Genomic DNA, 644 nt, shown 5'->3' on the forward strand with positions numbered 1-644 from the left:
TTCGAGTTCTCATCCCAGGTAGAGCGCATGCCCTGGGGCACAACTTGGCTCAAGCCGAACGCGAAGCGATCCCCGAGGGGCATGACCATGAACCCGGTTGGCAACCAGGCCGTAAACCCGCCCTGCCCACCGTCATTGTTATTGACCGTAGTCGCCGTCCCATCGGGAAAACCATTGGCATCCAATGGCGTATTGGAAATGGGGTTGCCCGCATAATCAGAGGCATCGCCCTTGTACTTGATCTTGATGCGCGCGTAGTCGACCGTAAATTGCGCAACGTTGTGCTCCACAAACGCCATGGCCGCCGGGTTGTTGTACGCTGAGCTCGGGTCGTTCTTAAACAGTGAACCACCGGCAAATGCCCGGCCCCACCCTGGCGCCCCGTAGGTCGGTGTTGAAAAACCGCCGGCCTGTGCGGGTGCCGTCGCCATAGCCCCGCCCATCAACGCCAGCCCCAGCAAAACCTGCACATGTTGTTTCTTATTATTCATGCGGCACTCCTTATTATTATCTCTGAGCCAGCCCTGCCGGTTCGTCTTGCGGCTTGCAATTCATGAACTGGCGCCCTGTGGAGGCGCCAGTTTTTCACCGGGTGATCAACCCTTTGTTCTCAGGCCTTCTTCAAGGCACGATGGTCAGTGCAG

General features: G+C 57.8%; 1 protein-coding gene. It reads right to left on the reverse strand.

Features of this window, described 5'->3' with window-relative positions; translation table 11 throughout:
- Positions 1–491: outer membrane protein transport protein (locus tag OQK_RS01305; RefSeq protein WP_016770760.1), on the reverse strand; the 491-nt coding region annotated here is incomplete at its 3' end.
- Positions 492–644: the final 153 nt, after the last annotated feature.

It is taken from the genome of Pseudomonas sp. R62 (genome assembly GCF_000257605.1).
Lineage (GTDB): Bacteria > Pseudomonadota > Gammaproteobacteria > Pseudomonadales > Pseudomonadaceae > Aquipseudomonas > Aquipseudomonas atacamensis.